Origin of the sequence: Acinetobacter sp. YQ_14 (assembly GCF_043102985.1) — a bacterium.
GTDB classification, from domain to species: Bacteria; Pseudomonadota; Gammaproteobacteria; order Pseudomonadales; family Moraxellaceae; genus Acinetobacter; species Acinetobacter venetianus.
In genome coordinates, this window is sequence record NZ_JBICJJ010000002.1 from 62,943 (window position 1) to 80,988 (window position 18,046).

General features: G+C 38.7%; 17 protein-coding genes. 6 read left to right on the forward strand and 11 right to left on the reverse strand.

The window, feature by feature from the left end; all coding sequences use genetic code 11:
- Positions 1-146 precede the first annotated feature (146 nt).
- Both ACF8D3_RS00310 and asd read left to right on the forward strand, forming a co-directional pair.
- Entirely contained in the window at positions 147-995 is an 849-nt protein-coding gene (locus tag ACF8D3_RS00310) for a sulfurtransferase (RefSeq protein ID WP_061397188.1), read from the forward strand.
- Positions 992-1,843 carry an archaetidylserine decarboxylase gene (gene asd, locus ACF8D3_RS00315; protein WP_392469495.1) on the forward strand — a complete coding sequence of 284 codons (852 nt, stop codon included), beginning with the start codon at positions 992-994 and terminating at the stop codon, positions 1,841-1,843. Before ACF8D3_RS00310 ends, asd begins: the two co-directional genes overlap by 4 nt.
- Before the next feature lie 83 nt (positions 1,844-1,926).
- Here the strand turns inward: asd and ACF8D3_RS00320 are convergent, their stop codons facing one another.
- Positions 1,927-3,471, reverse strand: a complete 1,545-nt coding sequence (locus ACF8D3_RS00320; RefSeq protein ID WP_392469496.1) for an anti-phage dCTP deaminase — start codon at positions 3,469-3,471, stop codon at positions 1,927-1,929.
- Positions 3,472-3,905: 434 nt separating this feature from the next.
- The gene (locus ACF8D3_RS00325) at positions 3,906-4,790 is read right to left on the reverse strand and encodes a LysR family transcriptional regulator (protein ID WP_392469497.1); all 885 of its coding nucleotides are present in this window, start codon (positions 4,788-4,790) and stop codon (positions 3,906-3,908) included.
- Positions 4,791-4,883: 93 nt separating this feature from the next.
- Between ACF8D3_RS00325 and ACF8D3_RS00330 the strand changes: the two genes are divergently transcribed.
- On the forward strand, positions 4,884-5,336 hold the full coding sequence (locus ACF8D3_RS00330; RefSeq protein WP_007481446.1) for a PACE efflux transporter: 453 nt from the start codon (positions 4,884-4,886) through the stop codon (positions 5,334-5,336).
- 97 nt (positions 5,337-5,433) lie between these two features.
- Here the strand turns inward: ACF8D3_RS00330 and ACF8D3_RS00335 are convergent, their stop codons facing one another.
- The 4 genes from ACF8D3_RS00335 to ACF8D3_RS00350 form a co-directional block, all read right to left on the reverse strand.
- Entirely contained in the window at positions 5,434-5,901 is a 468-nt protein-coding gene (locus ACF8D3_RS00335; protein ID WP_019385660.1) for a DUF2147 domain-containing protein, read from the reverse strand.
- A 120-nt stretch (positions 5,902-6,021) separates the two neighbouring features.
- Positions 6,022-7,380 carry a phosphate regulon sensor histidine kinase PhoR gene (gene phoR, locus ACF8D3_RS00340; protein WP_004878136.1) on the reverse strand — a complete coding sequence of 453 codons (1,359 nt, stop codon included), beginning with the start codon at positions 7,378-7,380 and terminating at the stop codon, positions 6,022-6,024.
- Positions 7,381-7,388: 8 nt separating this feature from the next.
- Positions 7,389-8,099 (reverse strand): phosphate regulon transcriptional regulator PhoB, encoded by a 711-nt coding sequence (gene phoB, locus ACF8D3_RS00345; RefSeq protein WP_004659793.1) that lies wholly within the window; start codon positions 8,097-8,099, stop codon positions 7,389-7,391.
- 249 nt (positions 8,100-8,348) lie between these two features.
- Positions 8,349-9,023 (reverse strand): TetR/AcrR family transcriptional regulator, encoded by a 675-nt coding sequence (locus ACF8D3_RS00350; RefSeq protein WP_007481442.1) that lies wholly within the window; start codon positions 9,021-9,023, stop codon positions 8,349-8,351.
- Between the two features lie 189 nt (positions 9,024-9,212).
- On the opposite strand from ACF8D3_RS00350, the gene ACF8D3_RS00355 reads away from it, so the two are divergent.
- A complete protein-coding gene (locus ACF8D3_RS00355; protein ID WP_004878132.1) occupies positions 9,213-10,040 on the forward strand; it encodes an SDR family oxidoreductase in 828 nt (275 codons plus the stop codon).
- Positions 10,041-10,105: 65 nt separating this feature from the next.
- On the opposite strand, the gene ACF8D3_RS00360 is transcribed toward ACF8D3_RS00355, so the two are convergent.
- Together ACF8D3_RS00360 and ACF8D3_RS00365 are read right to left on the reverse strand one after the other, a co-directional pair.
- Positions 10,106-11,473, reverse strand: a complete 1,368-nt coding sequence (locus ACF8D3_RS00360) for an MATE family efflux transporter (protein WP_061393128.1) — start codon at positions 11,471-11,473, stop codon at positions 10,106-10,108.
- Between the two features lie 98 nt (positions 11,474-11,571).
- A complete protein-coding gene (locus tag ACF8D3_RS00365) occupies positions 11,572-12,726 on the reverse strand; it encodes a pyridoxal phosphate-dependent aminotransferase (RefSeq protein ID WP_061516454.1) in 1,155 nt (384 codons plus the stop codon).
- Positions 12,727-13,045: 319 nt separating this feature from the next.
- Between ACF8D3_RS00365 and ACF8D3_RS00370 the strand changes: the two genes are divergently transcribed.
- Positions 13,046-13,483 carry a hypothetical protein gene (locus tag ACF8D3_RS00370; RefSeq protein WP_061393126.1) on the forward strand — a complete coding sequence of 146 codons (438 nt, stop codon included), beginning with the start codon at positions 13,046-13,048 and terminating at the stop codon, positions 13,481-13,483.
- A gap of 332 nt (positions 13,484-13,815) precedes the next feature.
- On the opposite strand, the gene ACF8D3_RS00375 is transcribed toward ACF8D3_RS00370, so the two are convergent.
- Genes ACF8D3_RS00375 through ACF8D3_RS00385 form a run of 3 tightly spaced genes read right to left on the reverse strand, consistent with a single transcriptional unit; the run spans position 13,816 to position 16,275 of the window.
- Complete coding sequence (locus ACF8D3_RS00375; protein WP_004878124.1) at positions 13,816-15,123, reverse strand: DUF445 domain-containing protein; 1,308 nt, start codon at positions 15,121-15,123, stop codon at positions 13,816-13,818.
- Between the two features lie 17 nt (positions 15,124-15,140).
- Entirely contained in the window at positions 15,141-15,698 is a 558-nt protein-coding gene (locus ACF8D3_RS00380) for a CC0125/CC1285 family lipoprotein (RefSeq protein WP_061393125.1), read from the reverse strand.
- A 37-nt stretch (positions 15,699-15,735) separates the two neighbouring features.
- Positions 15,736-16,275, reverse strand: a complete 540-nt coding sequence (locus ACF8D3_RS00385) for a DUF924 family protein (protein ID WP_004878121.1) — start codon at positions 16,273-16,275, stop codon at positions 15,736-15,738.
- A gap of 192 nt (positions 16,276-16,467) precedes the next feature.
- Between ACF8D3_RS00385 and gshA the strand changes: the two genes are divergently transcribed.
- Positions 16,468-18,045, forward strand: coding sequence for a glutamate--cysteine ligase (gshA, locus tag ACF8D3_RS00390; RefSeq protein WP_061393124.1), 1,578 nt, complete (start codon positions 16,468-16,470; stop codon positions 18,043-18,045).
- The last annotated feature ends 1 nt before the right edge of the window (position 18,046 follow it).

Genomic DNA, 18,046 nt, shown 5'->3' on the forward strand with positions numbered 1-18,046 from the left:
CCAGTAAATTTTATACTTTTAGTCCATAATCTTTAAACTTTTTGCTATATCTCCTTTTCTGCTAAATCAATGCAAAAAATCAGACAAAGATAAAAAGTCGGCTATGCTAAAATTACGCATAAGGCGGATGATAAAACAGCATAACAATGACTGACGTAGATTTTAAACTTGATTTACTGATTGAACCTGAACAGCTCGTTCCCTATTTGGGGCATGAGTTGATCCGTGTGGTCGATCTCAGCCGAGCATCGGTATATGAGCAACTTCATATTCCCCATGCTATTCATTTACAACCTAAGTATTTGGTTGCTCAACAAGAAAATGCCAATGGTGTATTGCCTGATATTGAAGGGCTTCAGGCACTTATTGAAAAGTTGAATATTTCGCCACAGCATCATGTTGTTGTGTATGACGATGAAGGCGGAGCTTGGGCAGGGCGTTTAATTTGGAATTTACATTGTCTTGGTTTCCATCGTACCAGTTTAATCAATGGTGGAATTCATGGTTGGCTGGGGGCAAGTTTGCCAACGACGGCAGAAGTTGAGACTGTCGTACCTGTTGCTGATCCTTTACAAGTTGATTTAGATACAGTTCAACAGCATCGGATTGAATACAACGAATTATTAGAACACGTCCAAACTCAGAATATTCAGCTATGGGACTGTCGTACCAATGAAGAATATACGGGGTTACGTTTGGCTGCGCGACGCGGCGGTCACATTCCAAATGCACTGCATTTTGAGTGGAGCACTGCCCTTAATCGTGAAAATCATCTAAAATTACACCCGCTTGAACGCACACAACAACGTTTAGAACAATTAGGCTTTAATTTACAACAACCTGTGGTGGTGTACTGTCAGTCTCATCATCGTTCGGGCTTAGCGTATATTTTGGCAAGATTGCTCAATTGGCAAGTGAGAGCCTACGATGGTGCGTGGAGTGAATGGGGCAATCGCCTCGATAGTCCTATTATTTCAGGGGAGTCACCATCTTGAGTTTTGCAGCAGATTTAAAAAAACAATTGTTTATCAAAGCACAAAATCTTGTGCCACAACATCAACTGAGCCGTGTAGTGGGTAAAGTTGCTGCAAGCGAAAATTTTGTGGTGAAAACTGCTGTGATTCAAGCGTTCAAAGCAAAGTACGGCATTGACATGAGTATTGCTGAGCAAACAAATCCAAATCAATATAAATCATTTAATGAGTTTTTTACTCGTGCTCTGAAAAATGGTGTGCGTGGTATTGATGAACAAGCAGATAGTATTGTTTGCCCTGCGGATGGTGCGATTTCTCAGTTAGGTAAGATTGAAGCAGGTGATATTTTTCAAGCCAAAGGTCAGAGCTTTTCTGTTGAGAAATTAATTGGTGATCCACAACTGGCAAAGCCATTTGTAGATGGTCAGTTTGCAACAGTTTATTTATCACCAAAAGATTATCACCGTGTACATATGCCTTTAGCGGGTACTTTGACTGAAACTTTATATATTCCAGGTGAATTGTTTTCAGTCAACCAAACGACTGCTGAAAATGTACCGGGTTTATTTGCGCGTAATGAGCGTATGGTGTGTTTGTTTGATACAGAACTTGGTCGCATGGCGGTGGTTTTAGTCGGTGCAATGATTGTGGCTGGGATTGAAACTGTTGCGACAGGTAAAGTGAAACCATCGGGTAAAGTTGAATTACAACATCACCAAATGCAGTTGGATAAAGGGGCTGAGTTAGGTCGTTTCTACTTAGGTTCTACTGCTGTGGTTTTATTTGAAAAAGATAAAATGGTATGGGAACAGCAGTTTAAAGCGAACTCGACCGTGGTCATGGGTGAGCGGTTGGGGCAGAAGGTTTAATTTAAAATGAGTTTAAAAAGCCCTTTAAAGTTTAAAGGGCTTTTTTATTCTTGGGTGATTCGCTAAAGATATATTATGTAAAATTATCTACCGATCTTATCTTTAATTTGCCTAACCTTATCTTCAGCCTCTTTTTCATAATATTTATATGAAGAAGGGGTGCCTTTTATCCTTAATTTTTCCGTTTTAGGATTCCACTGACTTTCAAGACTTTTTCCTTGCGAATCTTTTCTTTCTAATTCGGTTCCAATACCTAAAGACAATGAAAATAAATTAATAAAATTCCTTGGGCCAACCCCAACGAATGGTTTAAATCTTAATTTATTATGACTTTTTTCTAATGAAATTGAATCTTCATGAAACTCTAATGCTTTGCTTTTAGGATAAGGTTCTACAAACATAACCTCCTTAATTCCTGCTGCGACAATGTGTTTTGCACAATTATGACAGGGAAAGGTTGTCACATACAAAGTTGCACCTTCAGTTGAATTATTAGATCTAGCGCAGCTTAAAATAGCATCCATTTCAGCATGTACCATGCGACCATATTCTGTAATGTCTTTAATTTCACTATTTTGAATTGCTTTTTTAATACTCACTAAAACATCATTTTGACTAGGTATATTTTCAGAAAGAATACCATCTAATTGTTCATTAATAGCACTATAAATTTCCTCTATTAATCTATTACGTTGGATGTGATTACAATCATACCCACCTTTATATTTATAATCTCGTCCATCTTCCTGATCTTCTATTTTTCCGTCATTTTCGTAATATTTAGGTGTATAAAGACCACCCCCAAACTTTGGAACGTCATTTGTTCCTGTAGCCAAAATGCTATCGTTTTTAGCAATAACAGCTCCTACTTGTCTAGACAAATCAGATGAACTTAAACTACTCATAAAAGCCATATAAATTGCTGATTCTGAAAATGTAGGAGTGACAAAAGGGTTTCCTAAAATCAGTTTAATAAATCTTGTAATAGCATTTTTAATATGGATACTAGATTTATCATCTAGCTTCAAAAAATAATCGGCTCTTGGAAATGCAACACTAGTTCTTTGCCCCCATTTTTCACTTTCTTTCTCATCTCTTTTTATTAATAAATTAGCCTCCTCTATAGACATCCCTACAGTATTATTTAAGGTTTCTTTTCTTTTATCTTTTGACTCGAATACGGAAATTTGAAAAAAACTATGTCCATATAATTTTTTTAAAGAAATAACTTCTGCATCATGCTTTAAAGAATTAATAATATAAGCGACTCTCTTATTTTTCCCTTGATAAGACTTTCTCAGTTCTCTAATTTTCGCTGCAATTTCTAATACTATATAATCCTCGCCATAGAATTCTCTTAATTTATTTCCTAAGTCCATTAATGAAGAAATTCTTTTATATTTGGTTGATGTGTCAAAATTCTCAACATCTTTAACATTCGGGTGACAAGTTAAAATATCTTCAGATATCTTAATAATAAAAGTATCAAAACTAAAAGTATCCTCTAATTCTGTTTTTAAAATATTCTGCACTGTAGATAAATTACTACCAATTGCTCCCACAAGGCCAATGATAACTTCTTCTATACCATCGGTATTTTTTTCTAATAACCCGTCAATAATATTCATAATTAATCCCCTTAACTCCCATCTGATTATAAATAAAATTTTAGGAAATGTTCTATATATTTAGCATAATAGGTTATTTTTAAAATGATCAGAGATGTTTGTTTAAAAATCAATACTTTATTTTTTTGTTAGGAAATCTTAATAATAGTTAAAAATTCTGATTTGAAAAAATTATATTTCTTATAAATTTTCTGGCATGTTTTGCCATGCATAAAACTAATCCTGTAAGCCATTTCCTACATAGATTAACGTCAATGTCCCATTTTCAGTCTAAGTTAAATTGCCTAATATGAACTCATCAGGAACAGGAAGTTCCAAAACATAAAACAAAAATAATAAGTTTGAGCATCAGGACGTGAGGTACGACAGGAGTTATACCTAAAGTGCGAAATACGAAAAAGCCCGACAGGATGTCGGGCTTTTTTTATGATGCTTTAAATTTGCTTTTCCCAAAGTTGAATTAAACGCTGAAGTGTTTTACTCAGCGGTTTGTAACTCGGCCAAATTGCATGAATGGGCATATCGAGACCATTGGTGGTATCACTAAACTCTAAACGAATCAAACTTTGCTTAGAAAAATGTTCACTCACGATGGAAAGCGGGAAATTACCCCAGCCCATACCTTGCTCAACCATATTGATGGCCATCGCTAAATTATCGCTATACCAATATGCATCTGAAACCAAGACACGACGATCAGGCAAAGGATAATGCTTACTTGCGACGATGATTTGCCGTAACTCGGATAGCATGGTCAGTTCATTTTTATCGTGATCTTTGAGTTGTTGCGCATCTTTTGGAGAAATGGCAGCAACAAATTTCTCTACACCCAATAAACGGAAACGTTCATTTTTATCGAGTTCAGAAGAACTATAGGCAACATAGAGATCAATTTCATTATTTTGCAAACGTGCTTTAAGTTCTTGTTGTGGCGCACACACCATTTCAATATTTAACAGAGGATAAAGTTGTATCAATTGTTCAACACCAGCCAGTAAATATCGTTGATTCATATCAGCAGCAATACCGATTGAAATACGGGTTTCTAAACCAGTGGAAAGTTCTGTTAAATGCATGTCGAGCTGGCGCATTTTTATCACGATCAATCGTGCATGTGGTTCAATCGAAAGGGCAATCTCTGTCGGTTCGAGATGATTTTTACTGCGTTCAAAAAGTTTTAAATTCAGTTCTGCTTCTAAATTGGCAATCGCCATACTCACTGCTGAAGGAACGCGATTCAATGCGCGTGCGGCTGCCGAAAAATTACCGCGATCAATAATTTCAAGGATCAGTTCAAGCTGTTCACGATTGAGTCTCATGTAATTCCTTGTCAGTAAACCTGATAACGATTAACTTTTTTTATCAAAATTAAGGCGTAAAATCCAATTTTTTATTGATTGCTAGGTGTTCTCATGCAAGGAACGAAAAGAAGAGTTATCTATGTATTTTTCTACGAAGTACTCAGCTTTTTTATCTGTGCCATGATTTTGGCTGCACTGTCAGGAACCACACTCAGCCATACAGGCCCTTTGTCGATTTTGATTGCCGTGATCGCCGTGACGGTCAACTTTTTCTATAACTACGTTTTCGAGTTATGGGAAAAAAGACAAGTCTCTAAAACTAGAACGGTGAAAAGACGAGTGGCACATGCGATTGGCTTTCAGTTGGTGTTAATTACGATTTTAATTCCATTGATTGCATGGTGGATGCAGATTAGTTTAAGCAAAGCATTTTTATTGGATTTTAGTTTAATGATTATTATCCCATGCTTTACATTTATTTATAATTATTTTTTTGATTTAATCTTTGGTTTACCGAGTCATCTTTTAGAGTCTAAAGAATTAAATACTAAGCCGAGTCATTGATTTAGCATTTGATTTTTCTGAATAGAACTTGAGTCAGTTTATTCAATAAAAATGAGTGTATTTAATCACTCATTTTTATTGTTTTAGTACTAAAAAATTATAAGCGAATCCATGTCATATTACGAAAGGTATTATTGCTTGGATTTTTTGCATTAATATTGAGCATCTTGCCTGTTTTACTCAAACGTCCATTGATGCTGTATTTATAACCATCATAAGGATTGACCCAAACCCCTTGCCCAAACTCTTCATTTTGAGTCAGCATTTTTAAGCCTGTCAAAACTTCCATTCCAATAATAGGTTGGTCTTTTAATGAGCCTGAACATGGCGTACATGTGGTTGGAACAGTTTCCTGAGCTGAAGGGTACATTTTGACAATCACAGCACTGTATTGCTCAGTCTTGGAATTTCTTCGAATCACAATATCAGATAGGTATGAACCTGTACGTGAATCAACGACTTTCCAAGTTCCAATCAGCGGGTCAAAGGGTGTTGCGTGAACAGTAAAGGGAGTACTTAGTCCAAGAAATAGGACAAAATTACGGAGAAAACGAGTATTCATCATGAGTTTTTAGATCGAGATAAAGTATAGAAATAGCGAAATGAAACAACGAGTTATTATATTCTTATTATTTTGTAATGATAGCGTAATATTCAAAGGGAACTGAGCAGTTCCCTTTATTTTTTAGACCATGCGGTATAAACGCTCTTTTGGAAAAACTGCGGTAAAGGTTGAACCTTCATTTTCTTTTGAACTGATTTCAAGATGCGCACCATGCTGCATTAACACATGTTTGACGATAGCAAGACCTAAGCCTGTTCCGCCAGTTTGTCGGCTGCGTGCACTGTCAACACGGTAAAAGCGTTCTGTTAAGCGGGGCAAATGCTTAGGGTTGATCCCAATACCATTGTCTTGAACGCTGAAATAGGCTTGATCACCATCTTCATGCCAGCCGATGGTAATAATTCCACCTTTGGGTGTGTATTTGATGGCATTGGTTATTAAATTGCTAAATGCGCTTGCGATTTCCATATCCGAACCAATCAGATCGCAGTGGCTATCAATATCTAAATTAAGGGTATGGCCATAATCTAAATTGTAAGCACGGGCGTCATCAAACAATTGATTCATCAGATTTGCCATATCAATGATCTGATTTTTCGCAATTTTTTTATTATTTTCTAGGTTAGATAACAACAATAAATCATTGACCAATGCATTCATACGTTTGGTTTGAGATTGCATTTGGGTAAACGCACGCTTCCAACGCGGGGTAATGTCATCTTGGTCAGTAAAGGTTTCGATATAACCACTTAACACCGTGAGAGGGGTGCGTAATTCATGTGAAATGTTGTCGACAAAGTCTTTACGCATTTGCTCAAGGTTGTGCATACGGGTAATGTCGTGCGCGACCAAAAGACGGCTTTCACCGCCAAAGCGGGTCAATTTCACCTGAACATAGCGTTCTTCATCCATCAGTGCTTGTAGACGAATGCCATCAGGTGCTTGATCACTATTTTTGAAATATTCAATGAAGTGAGGCTGGCGCAATATCGACAATAAATTCCGTCCACGATCGGAAGGATTGATGCCCAATAGCTTCTCTGCTGCTGGATTCCACCATTCAATTTGATGTTGATCATCGATCAAAACCACAGCTTCTGCTAAAGCAACTAAAGAAGACTGAGCACGATCAATTAAGCCGACCATTTCTGCTTGAACAATACGCTCTTGGCGTTGTGCTCGATAGACATTGAACAGTAGTGCACCCCAAATCCCACTTAAATTCGGTGGGGCATCATAGGGGCGGTTAGAAATCCAGTCATTGACGAGATAGAGTGAGCGAAGCTGCAATAGGAAAAACAGCACAAATGCAGCAAAAATACAGCTCCAAAAGTATTCAATACCAAATCCAATTAAGCTCGCAATCAATAAGAAAAACAGCAGTAATCTTAAATCTTGTTTTGCAAACGTCCATAAACTACTGTAGCGAAACTGTTGATGTTCACGTGCCAGTTCAGGGACGGGATAGGGTTCATACATATAGGATTTTAACCTGCTGCTAAATCAGCGCGTGTAGAGAAACGATAACCTGTGCCACGTACCGTTTGTACAAAGCGATCAACGCCGAAAGGTTCTAACACTTTGCGTAAACGACGAATATGCACGTCAATGGTACGATCTTCAATATAGACATTTCCACCCCAAACTTGATCAAGTAGTTGGGCGCGTGTGTAAGCACGTTCTGGATGGGTCATAAAGAAAGCAAGTAAGCGATATTCCGTTGGTCCCATGTCTAAAATACTGTTCCCAAAGCTCACGCGTTGGCTGACAGGATCAAGCATTAAACCATTGGCATCAATCACTTTTTCACCGCTGAGCGCATTGGCACGACGGAGTACAGCTTTGATACGCGAAACCAGCTCACGTGTTGAAAATGGTTTGGTCATATAATCATCTGCACCAGCATCAAGACCTTGAACTTTATGGTCTTCTTCGCCACGTGCAGTCAGCATAATCACAGGGATTTCAGCTAAATTTTCATCTCTTTTTAGGCGACGACAAAGATCTACACCACTGACACCACCCGGCAGCATCCAATCCAGCAAAATAAGTGCAGGACGCTGATCAACGATAATCTGATGCGCTTGTTTTGCATCCTCAGCTTGTAAACATTGGAAGCCTGCCATATCCAAAGAGGTATGGATCATTTCACGAATCGGTAGCTCATCATCGACAATTAAAATATAGTCATCTTTCACAGCGCAATACCCTTAAATCTGTAACGGTTAACCGTTTTGTTGTTATGACAGGCTTATTACAAAGATTAATTATGACAATATCATTGCAAAAGAGTTAATAAAGTCGAATTTAGCAATAAATTGTGACAATTATGCGTCACAGTGGTGACCAGATGATGACAAGTTGTTTAACAATAATGCAAATAAATTCATTTGGTTAATATCAATGCATTTTAACAGTTTTGATTGTCACAAAACTGTAAAACGATTTTAATTTTTTTGTGATGTTGTCTCGATGAAAGATAAAAATACCGCACAACATGCCGATAAAACATCTGCTAAGGGCTGTTTAAAGCCTTCAGAGACCCAACGAATAATAATATGTGTTACATAACCATTCAGTCCTGTAGCCATCAATGACACTTCTTCGGCACTTTGAGGTGCATTCGGCATGGTGATCATGACAAAGCCTTGAATAATCCGATCAAACTGGGTCAACGTCTCTTGGATGGTTGCTTGGTTATGTAAATCCTGTACCAGCATTGCATCAATATAAATAATACGTGCCATGCGAGGGTCATCTTTAATTGCATTCAATAATGCAGATAATCCAGCTGTGACCATATTTTTAGGTTCAGGTGCCGCCATAAGAACAGCTTGAGTGAGGCAATTTTGCATTTTCTCAATCATTTTTAAAAAAACGGTTTGGAAAAGCTCCTCACTTTTCTTAAAAGATTCATAAAAATAACGTTCAGTCAGTTTGGCTTCATTACAAACATCTTTCACGGTGACTGAAAAAAAGCCATTTGTCCCATATAGATGAATCCCTGCTTCGATCAGCTTTTCTCGGCGCACTTCTTTGCGCTCAGTTAAAGATAAGCCCTTAAATTGACGTTCTTTTGGCGCTTTTGGTTTTTTTTGCACATTATCAGTTGAAATTGTCATTGAATTAACCGTCACCTAAAAATATAACTACCGAGTTTGAGGAAATAAATGTATTTGATCAAATGATTTAGTAGAAAGCTATAGTGTACTATATTGACAAGCATCATTGTCAAAACTATATTGACTATAACTTAAACTGCACATGATTTATGCAAATATGTGCATATCATTCGTAACAAGGGATAGGCAATGAAAAATTTTAAAAATAAAGTCGCAGCGATCACAGGTGCAGGTTCTGGGATTGGACAACAGCTTGCAATTTTATTGGCTAAACAAGGCTGCCACTTATCGATTAGTGATATCAATGAAAAAGGCTTAGCACAAACTGTTGAGATCCTTAAAGAATATCCAGTGACAGTAACAACAAAAGTACTCGATGTTTCGAACTGCGATGCAGTAAAACAGTGGGCACAAGAAACTGTGCAAGATCATGGTTGTGTCAATATGATCTTCAATAATGCAGGGGTTGCATTAGGCTCAACAGTAGAGGGCGCGAGCTATCAAGATTTAGAATGGATCGTAGGAATTAATTTCTGGGGTGTGGTATACGGCACGAAAGAGTTCCTTCCATTTATCAAACAAACCAAAGATGGTCATATCATCAACATCTCGAGTATTTTTGGTTTAACGTCACAACCAACGCAATCTGCGTATAACGCAACTAAGTTTGCTGTGCGTGGTTTCACTGAATCATTACGCCAAGAGTTAGATATTGAGAAAAGCGGCGTAAGTTCGCTTTGTGTTCACCCAGGTGGTATCCGTACCAATATCGCAAAAGCTGCAAAAATGAATGACAGTTTGAAGAGCTTAGGTATGGACCCGAATAAATCAATTAAACAATTTGATAAGTTCCTTCGTACACCACCAGAAGAAGCAGCTCGTCAAATTCTCAATGCTGTATTGAAAAACAAACGTCGCCTCTTGATTGGTACGGATGCTCGCATTGTTGATACTTGCCAACGTTTATTCCCAACGGGATATCAACGCATTGCTGCACTTGCAACTAAAATGATGTAAGTTGCCATCATTAAAAAAAGCCATTCTCTGTGAATGGCTTTTTTATTTTTGGTGGAAGTGAATAATTAAATCAGAACTTTAATTTTTGATTTCTTCCAAAAGAATTGATAATAACTGGCTTGAAATATACATAAGCAGACGAAGGAAAGCGCATAGGCAATCCAAATGCCCGTTAAGCCCCAAAGTGAGCTAAACCAATAAGCACATGGCACTTCGATTAAAATAATCGTGAAAATATTAATCAGCATCGGTACATTAACGGTTCCGCTGGCACGCATAATCGAAGCGAAGATCGCACTCGCGCCAAAGAATAAAATTGACCACAACACTATAAATAAGAGCTGCTGACCTAATTCAATCACGCTGTGTTCGGTAATAAATAATGCCATTAAATACTTTGAGAACAGATAAGCAAGCGTGATTAAACTTCCAGTGAATAACAGATTCATGCCTAAAGCTGTACGCGTCACCTTTGCGAGCAAATCGGGTTTACCTGCGCCAATTGCCTGAGCTGCAAAAATAGAAGCCGCGATGGAAATGGATAAGGCTGGAAATTGAATATAGTTCAAGACTTGGTTCACTGCACCATAAGCAGCAGTGGCATGTGCGCCATAACGATTGACGAGTCCAATGATGACCAGACCTGCTAAAGAGGTCGTCACCATTTGAATACCCGTCGGGATGCCTAATTTTAAGATTAACTTACACAATTCGGCATCATAATGAATATGCTGCAAAAGTTGACGGTCAATTTTCAGCGGATGATTTTTATAGTTAAGATAAAAAGCCAAGAAAATTAAAACTGCCGCATAGCCCATAATGGTTGCGATGGCTGGTGCAATAATGCCGAGAGCAGGAAAGCCAAAATAGCCTTTCAGTAACACAGGCGTAACAGCTAAGCCAATTAAACTGGTAAGGCTCAAAGCAATCAGTGGGGTGACACTATCCCCAACGCCTCGCAGAATCGACGTATAAATAATATAGACAAATAATAACGGGCTGCCGACGAGCATCCATTCTACATAGGGTAATGAGAGATGCATGACGGTTGGATCTGTGCCCAATAAATTCAAAATATGTTTGGCGAAGATCAGGCCGAGAACAGCAATAATACTGCCGCCGATCAAGGTCATAAATAATGTTGAGCCGATAACAGCACGCACTTTTTGTAAGTTTTGTGCGCCCCATGCCTGACCCACTAACACCGTTGTACCTGCTGAAATCCCGATCACGAATGCCAACAAGAAGAACAAAATTGGAAAGAACACTGATACAGCGGCAATCGCATCAACCCCCATCATTTGCCCGACAAAAATGGTATTAATCGTGCCTGACAGATTTTGCAGAATATTGGTGGCGATCAACGGTACAAGGAAAACAAAAAAGGTTTTCCATAAATTGGGTTGCATGACGAGGGGTTGACGAGGTGTCATTCAAATTCCTTAACGCTTCATCCTAGAATGAACAGCTTTTGTTCAACATAGCACAAGCAGCGTTGAAGTGATGGTAATTCAATTTTATTTTTTGTTGATTAGCAACGCTCTAGGATTTCACCCGCTCGTTGTAAGGTTTGATCCGTTTTTGCAAAGCAGAATCGGATTAATCGCAGTGAACTCGGTGCGTGCTGGTAAAATACAGAAATTGGAATCGCAACAATTTTGTGTTGTTCGGCCAAGAATTGACACATTTCAATATCGTTTAAATCGGGGCGAATCTTACTGTAATCGAGATTTTGAAAATAAGTGCCTTGTGATGGCACAAACTGGAATCGAGAGTTTTGGATCTGTTGATTAAACAGGTCTCGTTTGTGCTGATAAAAGTTTGGCAGCTCTAAAATATGCTCAGGATGCTGTTGCATATAATTTGCTAAAGCGATTTGACAAGGTGTTGTGCCACAGAAATTGGCAAATTGATAAATTTGTCTAAACAGCTGCATCAAGGCTGGAGAGGCAACACAATAACCCGTTTTCCATCCAGTGACATGGTAGGTTTTTCCAAAAGAACCGATGACAAAACTACGATCACGAAGTTCTGGAAAATGGAGTGCGCTGTAGTGCATTTGTCCATCAAAGACCAAATGTTCATATACCTCATCGGATAGCACTACAATATTTTTATCTTGAATGAGTTCAATCAGTCGCTTCCAATCTTGTTCTGACCAAATTGCACCTGTTGGATTGTGAGGAGTATTGACAATAATCATGCGAGTTTTTTCGTTAATACTGTCTTTTACTTTTTGCCAATCTACGTGAAAAGTAGGCGCTTCCAAATGGATATGGATCGATTGACCACCTGCCAGTTGAACTGCTGGGTCGTAACTGTCATAGCTTGGATCAAAGATAATGACTTCATCACCTGCATGGATACAGGCTTGGATCGCGCAAAAAATCGCAATGGTTGCGCCAGGTGTGATGGTTATTTCAGTAACAGGATCAAGTTGTTGTTGATCGCGTGCAAAGAACTGTTTCGCGAGTTGTTCTCTTAATGCCAGTACTCCATCACCAGCAGGGTATTGATTATAGCCATCCAGTGTTGCTTGGCTAAGTGCTTCAAGCAGTGCCGGTGGTGCAGGAAAATCAGGAAAACCTTGTGAAAGATTCAGGGCTTTGAGTCGCTGTGCAAGCTCAGTCATGACACTAAAAATCGTAACGCCTTGGCTTGGGAGTTTTGACTGAAGTTGCAACATGATGATTAACCTCATTCCATTTTATTTTGATGTGATTGTAGCGATAAAAAATGGCTTTTTCCAAATTGTCGATCTCAAAAATAAAAAGTGATCTGTCTCTCTCGATCTTTCGAAAAATGTGTTTCTGATCAATAGAAATACTGGAATTGTGTCTTAATAAAAACAATACTGACAGAATTGGTCGGTTTTGATTTAAATTTGTCAAATTAATCGTTAATTTTCAACAATATACAGTGTTTTAATTTTATTTTTTAAGCGATATAATTTATAGCGAGTGATTAAAAGAAATACAAGTTATTGTGAAATGGGACATTCAGTAATGGACAGTTTCGATCTGAAAATACGCTATCCACATCATATTGATTTAAAAGATGTAGAGCAGCTTGGGGCACTCAATACCATTGGGGTGTTAACTCGTTTTGATAAAATGGGTTGGAAGCAGCAACTTAGTCGGTGGCTGCAATTAGATGGTGCAAGTCCAACTTTTACTATCACAGATGGAAAGACGGAACGGACGATAGAAATTGTTTTGAATACTTATGGCTCAGCGCAAGAGCTGAAGTTTATTGTAAAGACAGATATTCCAGTAGTTGTTGCTAAAAAACAGATATTTGGACTAATTACGCGTCAGGCAAAAGAAAAGATTCATTTCAATCAATTGTCATTAGTGCAAGTGAAAGCTTATCTCACTGCATTTTTAAAGCAAGACACAGATGCTTTAGCGCGCTATTACCAAGAAAGTAAATACGTGGTCTGATCTTTTGAAAGGGGCGAAGTATCTCTTCTCTAAATTTGGTCTAATTCTGATTGTATTTTATTTAAGTTACACCAATCTCAACTTTAAGTGAAAATCTATAGAATCCCCCTAAATCCCCCTTTGATAAAGGGGGGCTAATTCTGAAATTACTAGAGGTATTGAATTTTTGATGTTCCTCCCTTTTTAAAGGGAGGTTAGGAGGGATTTTTAAACATATCAAAAAGTATGTATGAAATTGATATTAAATTATTTTTATATAAGGGTGGGATTGGCTTTTAAATTATAAAAAGAGCGGCAACACATCATGGTCTTGCCACTCTTAATCACATCACTTACAAAACATTTTCAACAATCGCGCGAATGACACCGAGCGCCAAACCGATAAATGCACCTACGATCACACCATTCACACGAATCATATGTAAATCACCACCAACCTCACTTTCGATTTTGGCAATCATTTCTCTTGAGTCCCATTCATGGATACGTTCGCTGATATAACGAATGATCTTGTCGCTATATTGCTCACTAAAATTGATCGCCAAGCCGACCATTTTTTCATTCAAAACTTGGCGAACTTTTTCATTCTGAATCAAGCTTTCTCCAAGCTGTTGAATCGCAGCCTGCAAGTTGGTTGCTATGCCTGAATCTTCCTGCATTAAATCAGTTTTGATCGCATCACATAAGATAGCGATGGCGCCACTGATAAAATTGAGCACTTGTGGACTATCCAAAAGTGCATCTTTACCATCATTTAAACGTTGGCTCGCTTCACTATTGCCATCTGCAAGTTGTAACATCAGTGAATGTGTTGTTGCTTCAATATCTTGTCGCCATGGATGCTCTGGATTTGCCAACATGGATTCTACTTTTTCAATCAGTGAATCAATGGTTCTTTGTTGTACATCAATACCGATCCAACTTGCACCTTTTGCCAGTTTCCAAACCCCCAATTCTTGAAAGAGTTTACGGGATAAATCGCGAGCTTCTTCTGGATGTGAAACCATCCATTCATGTGCAAGATCAAGACCTCGTTGTAGAACATCTTGATGGAAATCATTTTCCAAAACGGCACGTAACATTTCACTGGCAAGCTTATTGATTTTGGTACTACGCACCCATTGCACACTGTTATTTTGAACGAAATGGGCGATTTGATCTTGGCTGACAAATTCAAAAATTCTGGGCACAGTATGCTGGATCATCTGCACCACTTGTTTATTATTCTTTGGATTGGCAAGCCATTCGCCCACAGCCAAACTTAAATCTGCATTTTGCAAACTGCGTTGAACAACTTGTGGTGATAGGAAATTTTCCTGTACAAAGCGACCCATAGATTCAGCGATACGGGCTTTGTTACGTGGAATAATTTCCGTATGGTCACGCAACAGCTTCGGTAACGGCATTTTCCCAAATGGGTTACGAAATAGAACGGTAACGGCATACCAGTCAGCTAAACCACCAACAACACCTGCCTCAGCGGCAAGCATGAAAATATGGATGATCCACTTATATTCAGGGAGAAAATGTGCCGCGACCATTAAGCCAATCCATGACACCACAGCGATGATTAAGGCCATAGTGGCAAAGTATTTACTTCTTTGCAGGCTAGGTACGTGGATCTCTTCAGCTGAACTCATCTAGTCATCCTTTAAATTCATTTTTTGTTTTCAGGTGGCGCAGGTGGTTGTAGAACTTCACCTGTTGGACTCAACCCATATTTTTGTCCCAAGGATTGCAAGATCAACTGAGCATCAAATGCATCAGGGGATAGTTCCTGAGTCTTGAAACATTCAATAGTATACGACACTTGGATTGGATCAATATTGACCACTTGTGGCATATCATAGAATGGATCAGGCCAAAAGGCAGGATGACGACGATAATAACCATAAGGGTAGTAATTAGGTGTTGGATAAATAACGGCCTGACGTTGAGCCTTGTGGCGTGTATTACTTGGGTCATCCATAACGGTGAAGTATCGGAAGCCATTTTTCACCGTGGTTTGTGCAGCTTTTAATAAGGTAATTTCCTCTGCTGTACCATAGCTCAAATTATTATCAGCTTGAAAACCGACTCGGAAAGTTTTGTTATTTAATGGATAAGCGGTAAATTGGCCGAGCTGATCAAAGGTTCTGGGTTGAGTGGGTAAGCTTGCACATCCTACCATTGTCAAAGCGACAAGGAGTGGGGTGCACATTAATAAACGTTTCATATGCAATTCCTATGGTTTAAAGCCGTGGGAGTAAGGCTTAAAAACTACTATTCGGTTGTGTTAAAAATTCAAGTTCTTCTGCTGAAGAGTCGCGTCCTAAAATTTTATTCCGATGTGGATATCGACCAAAACGGTCAATAATCACCTTATGTTTTTTCTCAAAACTGAGATTAATTTCATTGCCTAAGCGTTGAAACAGTTGCAATGCAAATTCATGAATGACTTTTGATTCACTATGCATAAACGGCATATATAAAAAAGAGCGTTGATCAGGGCTTAACTGAGCATCAAGTTGTAAACTAATTGCTTCTTGTGCCAGTATCAGGGCAATTCCATCATAAGCAAAGGCTTGAGCCTGATCTCGATATAGATTACGAGAGAACTGATCAAGGATAATAATTTCAGCGAGCCGTCCTTCTGCTGTTTTGCGCCATGACCAAAGTTCCCCTTGGCTTGCTTGTTGGTGAATTGTTTGAAAAAGCGCATGAATTTTTGCATCAAATTCATCACTTTTCGCATACCAAAGTGAGCGATGATCTGGATCAAACCAAAAATCTAGAATATCTTGCGCTTGCATGGGTGAGTACTCTTCGGAAGGTTTATTTTCAATAAAATCACAATTTCAGCGTGTCTTATGTAACAAGATTGTGATAAAAATTGCCAAACTAAATCAGATGACTAGCGCAGAATTGTCGTTATAATTGGCATCACAATGCAGTCGTTCCCTTTGATTTAGTCGGCTGATCTTGAATAAGCGAGCATATAAATTATGAATCAACCCAGCACACATTCTTCCTCTGTGATACCAAATTGGGTAGATGCTTCGCTATTAACAGGGATGCTGCGTGGTATAGAGCGTGAAAGTTTACGCATGCAAAGCAATGGATTTTTATCACAAAAAAATCACCCTAAAGCTTTAGGTTCAGCGCTGACGCATCCACATATCACCACAGATTATTCTGAAGCGTTGATGGAGTTTATTACCACGCCACACAACACGATTGCTGCTGCATTAAATGAATTACGCGATATTCATACGGTTGTGCATCAACATTTGGAAGCAGGTGAAAAGCTGTGGCCATTATCAATGCCATGTATGCTGGATGATGATGAAGAAAATATTAAATTAGCCCAATACGGCACATCTAATATTGGACGTTTTAAGACCTTGTATCGTCATGGTTTAGGTGTGCGTTATGGTCGCCGTATGCAGACAATCTCAGGCGTACACTATAATTTATCTTTCCCTGAAGAATTATTTGCCGAATTAAAGCAACATGAAAGCAATCCTGAGCTAAAGCAACTTAGCCTACAAGATTATCGCAGTCATCGTTACTTTGGTTTGATTCGTAACTTTATTCGTTTAACGCCATTGGTTATGTATTTATTGGGGGCAAGTCCTTCAGTTTGTCGTTGTTTTTTAACCAATCGCCAACATCATTTACAGCCGTTGGTCAAAGGTACACTTTATTTACCAGAGGCAACGGCATTGCGAATGGGGCGTCTGGGGTATCAGAATTCAGCTCAGAAACAATTAGGAATTCATTATAACGACTTGCATGATTATTTAGAGGGATTGCAAAAGGCAGTGCATACGCCGTATCCACCCTTTACTGATTTAGGTTTGAATGATCAAAATGGCGAACCTATTCAGATTAATGACCATGTTTTACAGATTGAAAACGAGTACTACAGCCTTGTCCGTCCAAAGCAAGTGCCTGAAGCTGGAGAGACACCGTCACAAGCATTGAAAAATCGTGGCGTGGGATATGTCGAACTTCGTGCAGTGGATGTGAACCCTTACAGTGAAATTGGGATCGACGAAATAACTGCAGGTTTCTTGGAAAGTTTAGCGCTTTATTGCTTACTGCAAGATAGTCCAGATTTGTTTGATGAAGAACAAGAGCAAGTTGATCGTAACCAAACTGAAGTGGTCAATCGTGGTCGCGCAGCTGATGCCAAAATTGAAGAAGGGCATACAACAACTTCATTACAAGCTTGGGCGCAAAAGCATTTAGATGCTATCAAAGATTGTGCTGTTTTATTAGATCAGATGTCGGCGACATCATTGTATCAAGATGCGCTGCATATTATGCAACAGCGTTTAGATCATGTTGATGCAACACTTTCATCGCATGTGATTGAAGATACTTTGAAGCATGGCGGTACTTGGAATTTTGGTAGCATGATGGCTGAGCAGCATGTTCATCGCTATGATCAACATCAGTTAAGCCAAGAACGAGCTGAATATTTTGAACAGTTAGCGCAAACTTCGTTGCAAAAACAGTCGCAACTTGAACAAGATAACGACACGAGTTTTGAGCAATATCTTGCACAATACCGTTAAA

Excerpts from the sequence above, each read along its gene's own strand:
- ACF8D3_RS00355 (WP_004878132.1), top strand. The coding sequence starts at position 9,213 with ATGAAAAATTTTAAAAATAAAGTCGCAGCGATCACAGGTGCAGGTTCT.
- phoR (WP_004878136.1), bottom strand. The coding sequence starts at position 7,380 with ATGTATGAACCCTATCCCGTCCCTGAACTGGCACGTGAACATCAACAG.
- ACF8D3_RS00325 (WP_392469497.1), bottom strand. The coding sequence starts at position 4,790 with ATGAGACTCAATCGTGAACAGCTTGAACTGATCCTTGAAATTATTGAT.
- ACF8D3_RS00350 (WP_007481442.1), bottom strand. The coding sequence starts at position 9,023 with ATGACAATTTCAACTGATAATGTGCAAAAAAAACCAAAAGCGCCAAAA.
- ACF8D3_RS00365 (WP_061516454.1), bottom strand. The coding sequence starts at position 12,726 with ATGTTGCAACTTCAGTCAAAACTCCCAAGCCAAGGCGTTACGATTTTT.
- ACF8D3_RS00310 (WP_061397188.1), top strand. The coding sequence starts at position 147 with ATGACTGACGTAGATTTTAAACTTGATTTACTGATTGAACCTGAACAG.
- ACF8D3_RS00330 (WP_007481446.1), top strand. The coding sequence starts at position 4,884 with ATGCAAGGAACGAAAAGAAGAGTTATCTATGTATTTTTCTACGAAGTA.
- ACF8D3_RS00370 (WP_061393126.1), top strand. The coding sequence starts at position 13,046 with ATGGACAGTTTCGATCTGAAAATACGCTATCCACATCATATTGATTTA.
- ACF8D3_RS00380 (WP_061393125.1), bottom strand. The coding sequence starts at position 15,698 with ATGAAACGTTTATTAATGTGCACCCCACTCCTTGTCGCTTTGACAATG.
- ACF8D3_RS00385 (WP_004878121.1), bottom strand. The coding sequence starts at position 16,275 with ATGCAAGCGCAAGATATTCTAGATTTTTGGTTTGATCCAGATCATCGC.
- ACF8D3_RS00360 (WP_061393128.1), bottom strand. The coding sequence starts at position 11,473 with ATGACACCTCGTCAACCCCTCGTCATGCAACCCAATTTATGGAAAACC.
- ACF8D3_RS00335 (WP_019385660.1), bottom strand. The coding sequence starts at position 5,901 with ATGATGAATACTCGTTTTCTCCGTAATTTTGTCCTATTTCTTGGACTA.
- ACF8D3_RS00320 (WP_392469496.1), bottom strand. The coding sequence starts at position 3,471 with ATGAATATTATTGACGGGTTATTAGAAAAAAATACCGATGGTATAGAA.
- ACF8D3_RS00375 (WP_004878124.1), bottom strand. The coding sequence starts at position 15,123 with ATGAGTTCAGCTGAAGAGATCCACGTACCTAGCCTGCAAAGAAGTAAA.
- gshA (WP_061393124.1), top strand. The coding sequence starts at position 16,468 with ATGAATCAACCCAGCACACATTCTTCCTCTGTGATACCAAATTGGGTA.